Genomic DNA, 2,902 nt, shown 5'->3' with positions numbered 1-2,902 from the left:
AAGGAAAACCCTGGATGTAGCGTAACCTCTGAGAAGCTGGCTTATGTAATTTACACTTCGGGGTCTACAGGAAAGCCCAAAGGCGTATTGGTGGAGCACCGAGCAGTAAACCGTTTGGTAATTAATACGAACTACATTAGTTTACAACCAAAAGATATAGTTGCTTTCGTCTCAAATTTTTCATTCGATGCAGCTACATTTGAGATTTGGGGACCGTTAATTAATGGCGCAAAGTTAATTGTCATAACAAAAGATGTAGCACTTTCTCCTCTTGACTTTGCAAGTCAAATCCAGGGTGAAAGAGTCACTATATTGTTCTTGACCACTGCGTTGTTCAATTTCATGGCTAGAGAAATACCATCGGCTTTTCATGTGGTGCAACACCTTATAGTTGGAGGAGAAGCTATGGAGCCTAAATTGGTCAAAGAGGTACTCAAGAAGGGTTCACCTCAGCGACTGCTTAACGGTTATGGGCCTACTGAAAATACAACATTTACCACCTGCTACTTAGTGCAGGATGTTCCAGAAAAGGCTACAACCATTCCTATCGGTTGCCCTATCTCCAATACACACTGTTTTCTACTAGATGCCCAAAAACAGCTTGTCCCCATCGGTGTCCCAGGAGAGCTATACATTGGTGGCGCTGGTTTAGCACGGGGCTACCTCAACCGACCGGAACTAACAAGCGATCGCTTTATTCCCAACCCCTTTAGCCACGAATCGGGTTCTCGCCTTTATAAAACTGGCGATTTAGCCCGCTATCTACCAAATGGCAATATCGAATTTTTAGGTCGCATCGACCACCAAGTGAAAATTCGGGGCTTCCGCATCGAATTAGGGGAAATTGAGGCCGTATTGAGCCAACACCCAGATGTACAGGAGTCTCTAGTTATCAACCGCGAGGATGCTTCCGGCAACCAGCGCTTAGTCGCTTATATTGTTTCCAACCTCAGACCTAAACGCACAGCAGTCGGGAGCTTACGCGACTTTCTGAAGCAGAAACTACCAGACTATATGATGCCCTCCAGTTTTGTGTTTTTGAATCATTTGCCGCTGACACCAAACGGCAAAGTAGACCGTAAGGCACTGCCAGCTCCCGATGCCGATGCTATTAACCTACAGTTAGAAACAACTTATGTCGCACCCCAGACTGAGATAGAACAATCTATTGCTATAGTTTGGCAAGAAGTATTACACTTAAAAAAAGTAGGTGTAGATGATAGTTTCTTCGATTTAGGTGGTCATTCATTACTTATGGCTCAGGTTCATAGCCAACTGCGCGAAGTGGTGGACAGAGAGGTTTCAATCATGGAAATGTTTAAATATCCAACCATCAGCTCTTTGGCTAAGTATTTAAGTCAGGAGCCAGAGGAAAAACCCTCTTTTCGGCAAAGTCAAGATCGCATCAAAAACCAAAAAGACGCAATCAATCGCCAAAAGCAAAAACAGCGCTTGCAAGGAAAGAATAAAAATGGATAACTCTGAAAGTTCCCACTCTATAGAAGGTATCGCTATCATTGGCATGGCTGGTCGTTTTCCCGGTGCTAAAAATGTTGATGAGTTTTGGAAAAACCTGCGCGATGGCTTGGAATCTATTTCTTTCTTTTCTGAAGAAGAACTAAAATCTTCAGGCATTGATGAATCAGTAATATGCGATCCTCGCTATGTAAAAGCAAGAGCGGTATTAGAAGATATTGAGCTGTTTGATGCTTCATTCTTTGGGTTTAATCCTAGAGAAGCTGAAATCACAGATCCCCAACACCGCTTTTTCTTAGAGTCGGCTTGGGAAGCTCTAGAAAATGCTGGCTACAACTCGGAAACTTACGAAGGTTCAATTGGAGTTTACGCAGGCACAGGAAGTTACAATACTTATTTATTGCACAATCTTTATCCCAACCACAAGCTCAGAGAATTAGTTGGAGATTTCCAACTTATGATCGCCAATGAGAAAGATTTTTTATCAACTCGCGTTTCTTATAAATTAAACTTGAAAGGGCCAAGTGTTACTGTCCAAACTGCCTGTTCTACTTCATTGGTTGCTATTAGCATGGCTTGCCAAAGCTTGCTGAATTATCAATGCGATATGGCTTTGGCTGGTGGCGTTTCTATAGGCGTTAACCAAAAGACAGGATATTTTTATAAAGAGGGAATGATTCTTTCACCAGACGGACACTGTAGAGCCTTTGATGCTAAAGCACAGGGAACTGTTAGCGGTAGCGGTGTGGGAATTGTGCTTTTGAAGAGATTAGAGGAAGCGATCGCAGATGGAGATTATATTCATGCGGTGATTAAAGGTTGTGCGCTCAATAATGATGGTGCTTTCAAAATTGGCTACACGGCTCCCAGTATAGATGGCCAAGCGCAGGCGATCGCAGATGCTCTAGCACTAGCAGAAGTTCACCCTGAAACTATCAGTTATGTAGAAGCTCACGGAACGGGAACACCCCTGGGAGATCCGATCGAAATTGCCGCGTTGACACAAGCTTTCTCAGCCGAAACTAAGAAAAAAGGCTTTTGTGCGATCGGTTCAGTAAAAACCAATATCGGACATTTGGATGCTGCTGCTGGTGTGACTGGCTTAATCAAAACTGTCCAAGCTCTTAAACACCAGTTAATACCACCTAGCTTGCATTTTGAACAGCCTAATCCTAAGATTGATTTTGCTAATAGTCCTTTTTATGTTAACACAAAACTTTCGGAATGGAAAGTAGGTAAAACACCTCGTCGTGCTGGAGTTAGTTCTTTTGGTATCGGTGGAACTAATGCTCATGTAGTTCTTGAAGAAGCGCCTAATTTAGAACGGGGGGAGCGGGGGAGCAGGGGAGCGGGGGAGCGGGGGAGCGGGGGAGCAGGGGAGCGGGGAGCGGGGGAGCGGGGGAGCGGGGAGCGGGGAGCGGGGAGG

General features: G+C 44.5%; 2 protein-coding genes. Both read left to right on the top strand.

Translation table 11 applies throughout. The annotated features are described in order from the left end of the window. Positions 1-1,479, top strand: a 1,479-nt coding sequence (locus OSCI_RS27775; protein WP_039963255.1) for a non-ribosomal peptide synthetase, incomplete at its 5' end; no start/stop codon positions are given. Continuing rightward, positions 1,472-2,902 (top strand): type I polyketide synthase (locus OSCI_RS27770; protein WP_168371101.1); only part of this gene is annotated, 1,431 nt, incomplete at its 3' end. The genes OSCI_RS27775 and OSCI_RS27770, both read left to right, overlap by 8 nt.

The sequence above is a fragment of the Kamptonema sp. PCC 6506 genome (assembly GCF_000180455.1).
GTDB classification, from domain to species: Bacteria; Cyanobacteriota; Cyanobacteriia; order Cyanobacteriales; family Microcoleaceae; genus Kamptonema; species Kamptonema formosum.
Note: the sequence above shows the minus strand (reverse complement) of the source record. Positions and strands in the feature narration are given on the sequence as shown.